General features: G+C 70.2%; 2 protein-coding genes. Both read left to right on the top strand.

Going from position 1 to position 3673, the window contains the following annotated elements:
* Window positions 1-29 precede the first annotated feature (29 nt).
* A complete protein-coding gene (locus ACFFCN_RS17280) occupies window positions 30-2192 on the top strand; it encodes a putative bifunctional diguanylate cyclase/phosphodiesterase (RefSeq protein WP_375493659.1) in 2163 nt (720 codons plus the stop codon).
* Between the two features lie 35 nt (window positions 2193-2227).
* On the top strand, window positions 2228-3673 hold a 1446-nt coding region (locus ACFFCN_RS17285; RefSeq protein ID WP_375493661.1), incomplete at its 3' end, for a glycine hydroxymethyltransferase.

Below are 3673 nucleotides of genomic sequence, written 5' to 3' on the forward strand. Positions count from 1 at the left end.
ACCTGGGCGTGCTGCGCGGGGCAGCCACCGTGTTCGGCACGTTCCTCGTCGTCGCTGTCGAGTTCGTGCTCCTGCAGTTCGTGTACTCGCGGGCGCACCCGGCGCAGCACGCCCAGGTCGTCGCAGCCGCGTCGATCGCCCGGTTGGAGTCGGTGCGGGCTGCTGACGCCACAGCCGTGAATGCGTCGGTCGCCGCGCTCGCGCACGCCGCCGCCGGACAGGTCACGACCGAGGAGCTACGTGCCGCCGGGGCTGCCTATCGCGCTCGTCCGGACGCCGCGGGGCTCGTCCGGACGCTCGTGGCCGCACGCTCGGTCGAGCACGCGGTGGCGGCCCGGCGGGCGAGTCTGGACCACGAGGCCGACTGGATCTACGTCGCGCTGCTGCTCCTTGCCTCGGTCGGCTGGATGGCCTGGTTCCGGCGCCTCGTGTCCCGGCACCGCAGCCTGGAACGGGCGGTCACCGAGACCCGCTCGCGTGCGGTCGGGGACCAACGCCTCGCCGCGCTGGTGCGCACCTCCGCCGACGCGATCATGGTCTGCTCGGTCGACGGGCAGATCCGCTACGCCAGCCCGTCGGTCGCGGCCGTGCTCGGCGCCGATCCGCAGAGCCTGCCGGGCCGCAGCTACACCGACTTCGTCGTCGGTGACGATCGCGACACCTTCCGGATGGGTCTCGACCGGCTCGAGCCCGGCGCCGAGGGTTCGTTGCGCCTGCGCATGCGGCACGCCGACGACCGCGTCATCGACGTCGAGGGCACGACCACCAACCTGACGGCCGACCCCGCCGTCGAGGGCTACGTGGTCACCGTCCGCGACGTCACCGACCGGGTGCGCCTCGAGGCCGCACTCACCCGCCAGGCCTTCCGTGACTCGCTCACCGGTCTCGCCAACCGCCAACTGTTCTCCGACCGGCTGCAGCACGCACTGCACGCGCGCCGCGACGACGAGGAACGCTCGGTCGTCGTGCTGTTCTGCGACCTCGACGACTTCAAGAACGTCAACGACAGCCTCGGCCACGGCGTCGGTGACCACGTACTGGTCGAGATCGGCGAGCGGATCCGCCGCTCGGTGCGTGTCGGTGACACCGTGGCCCGCTTCGGCGGTGACGAGTTCACGATCCTGTTCGAGGACCTCGACGTCGACGACGCCCTGCCGATCGCCAGCACCCTGCTCAGGGCGTTCGCGCGACCGATCGTCGTGGACGGCCGCACGATCCCCCTCGGGGCGAGCATCGGCCTCGCCTCGGCCATCGCCGGCACCGTCACGAGCGACGAGGTGCTGCGCAACGCCGACGTCGCGATGTATCTGGCCAAGAGCCGCGGCAAGGGCAAGATCGCCGTGTACGACAGCGAGCTGCACTCGGCGGCGCTGCGCAGGTTGGCGATGCGTGGCGAGCTGGCTGTCGCGATCGACCGCGGCGAGGTACAGGCCTACTTCCAGCCGGCGGTCGACGTGCGGACCGGACGCATCGTCGGCTTCGAAGCGCTCGCTCGTTGGTTCCGCCCCGACGGCAGCAGCGTCGCGCCGACGGATTTCGTGCCGCTGGCCGAGCAGAGCGATCTCATCCACGCCCTCGGCCGGCACATCCTCGACCAGGCGTGTCGCGCCGCGGTGGCGTTGAACGAACTGTCGCCGGCACCGGTCACGATGTCGGTGAACGTCACTGCACAGCAGATCGCGCGCACGGACTTCGTCGCCGAGGTGCTCGGCATCGTCGAGCGCACCGGCATCGCGCCCGAACTGCTCACCCTCGAGATCACCGAGAGCGAGCTCGTGCAGGATCTGCCCGTCGTCGAGGAACGGCTCAACGCGCTGCGAGCGCGCTCGATCCGCATCGCCATCGACGACTTCGGCACCGGGTTCAGCTCCCTGAGCTATCTGCGCAATCTGCCGGTCGACGCGCTGAAGGTGGACAAGTCCTTCATCGACGGCGTCACACACAACCGGCACGACGCGGCGCTGACGCAGGCGATCATCGCCATGAGCAGCTCGGTCGACCTCGTGACCGTCGCCGAAGGCGTCGAGAACACCGACCAGGCACGGTGGCTGGCCGACACCGACGTCTCGCACGCACAGGGCTTCCTCTGGTCGCAAGCGGTGTCCGCCGACGACGCCCGCGAGCTCATTTCGCTCACCGGTGGCGTGATCGATCCGGGCGCCCCGGGCCGGGGACTGCGCTCGGTCGGTTAGTCCGCGCCGACCGGCCAACGACTAATGTGCGGCTCATGTCCGCACCGTTCGACGCAACCACCGTGTCCAGCGCCTACCGCAGCGCCCTGCAGGTCATCGAGGCCGTCGAGCCGACCGTCGCGGGCGCGATCCGTAGCGAGCTCGCCGACCAGCGTGACTCGCTGAAGTTGATCGCCAGCGAGAACTACGCGTCGCCCGCGGTGCTGCTCACCATGGGCACCTGGCTGTCCGACAAGTACGCCGAGGGCACCATCGGGCACCGCTTCTACGCCGGTTGCCAGAACATCGACACCGTCGAGCAGGCGGCGGCTGAGCACGCGAAGGCGCTGTTCGGCGCTCCGCACGCCTACGTGCAGCCGCACTCGGGCATCGACGCCAACCTCGTCGCGTTCTGGTCGATCCTGGCCCAACGCATCGAGGCGCCGGCGCTGGCGCACCACGACGCCAAGCACGTCAACGATCTCACCGACGCCGACTGGGAGTCGTTGCGCCAAGAGTTGGGCAACCAGCGCGCGCTCGGGATGTCGCTGGACGCCGGTGGCCACCTGACGCACGGGTTCCGGCCGAACATCAGCGGCAAGATGTTCGAGCAGTCGTCCTACGGCACGGACCCCGAGACCGGGTTGCTGGACTACGACGCGGTGCGTGCGAAGGCGCGCGAGTTCCGGCCGCTGGTGCTCATCGCCGGTTACTCCGCTTATCCACGGAAGATCAACTTTGCGACCATGCGCGAGATCGCCGACGAGGTCGGCGCGGTGCTGATGGTCGATATGGCGCACTTCGCCGGACTCGTCGCGGGCAAGGTGTTCACCGGCGACTACGACCCGGTGCCGCACGCGCACGTCGTCACGACCACCACGCACAAGTCGCTGCGCGGACCGCGCGGCGGCATGGTGCTATGCCAGCCCGAGTTCGCCGACTCCGTCGACCGCGGCTGCCCGATGGTGCTCGGCGGCCCGCTCGGGCACGTCATGGCTGCCAAGGCCGTCGCACTGGCCGAGGCGCGCCAACCGACGTTCGCCACCTACGCGCAGGCCGTCGCCGACAACGCGGTGACGCTCGCCGAGGGACTCGACAAGCGCGGCGCGCGCCTTGTCACGGGCGGCACCGAGAACCACCTCGTACTGGTGGACGTCTCGTCGTTCGGGCTGACCGGCCGGCAGGCGGAGTCCGCGCTGCTCGACTCGGGCATCGTCACCAACCGCAACGCGATCCCACGCGACCCGAACGGCGCCTGGTACACGTCCGGCGTGCGCATCGGCACGCCCGCACTGACGTCGCGTGGCTTCGGACCGGCCGAGTTCGATCGCGTCGCCGAGCTCATGGTCGACGTGCTCACCGCCACCAGCCCGACGGCGGCCGCGTCCGGCGGTACGTCGAAGGCCAAGTACACGATCGCGGACGGGCAGGCCGCGAAGACGCACGACGCCGCAACGGAACTGCTTGCCGCCAACCCGCTCTACCCCGGCCTCGAACTGACC

The organism is uncultured Jatrophihabitans sp. (assembly GCF_964246335.1).
In the GTDB taxonomy this organism is placed as follows: Bacteria; Actinomycetota; Actinomycetes; order Mycobacteriales; family Jatrophihabitantaceae; genus Jatrophihabitans.